This window comes from Bacillus sp. LR--39 (assembly GCF_053613335.1).
Genome location: NZ_JBSIOT010000846.1, coordinates 1 through 720, shown reverse-complemented (window position 1 = coordinate 720; position 720 = coordinate 1). Strand labels below are relative to the sequence as shown.

The 720-nt window shown below is 48.1% G+C and carries 1 protein-coding gene; it reads left to right on the top strand.

All coding sequences use genetic code 11. From position 1 onward, the window contains the following. A partial coding sequence (rho, locus tag ACWHAR_RS26950; protein WP_452088414.1) for a transcription termination factor Rho occupies positions 1 to 720 on the top strand: 720 nt, incomplete at both ends.

Sequence of the window (720 nt, the reverse complement as noted above, 5' to 3'; positions counted from 1 at the left end):
GGAAAAACGATGTTGCTGAAGGAAATTGCCAACAGTATTACAGCGAACCAGCCTGAAGCAGAGCTGATCGTGCTTTTAATTGACGAAAGACCTGAGGAAGTAACCGATATCGAGCGCTCTGTAGCTGGGGATGTCGTCAGCTCAACGTTTGATGAAGTGCCGGAAAACCATATCAAAGTGGCCGAGCTTGTGCTTGAACGTGCGATGCGTCTCGTGGAACACAAAAAAGACGTCATTATCCTGATGGACAGCATCACACGGCTTGCCCGCGCCTACAACTTAGTGATTCCGCCAAGTGGAAGAACGCTTTCCGGGGGGATTGACCCAGCGGCGTTCCACCGTCCGAAACTCTTCTTCGGGGCTGCGAGAAATATCGAAGAGGGCGGCAGCTTAACCATCCTTGCTACGGCTCTGGTTGATACAGGTTCACGTATGGATGATGTCATTTATGAAGAATTCAAGGGAACAGGCAACATGGAACTCCATCTTGACCGCTCTCTTGCCGAGCGCCGCATCTTCCCTGCCATCGATATCCGCCGTTCAGGAACGCGCAAAGAAGAACTGCTTGTGCCTAAAGAGCATCTTGATCGTTTATGGTCTATCCGCAAAACGATGTCTGATTCACCTGATTTCGCAGAAAAGTTCATGAGAAAAATGAAAAAAACCAAAACAAACCAGGAATTTTTCGATATTCTCAATCAAGAATGGAAACAGGCAAAT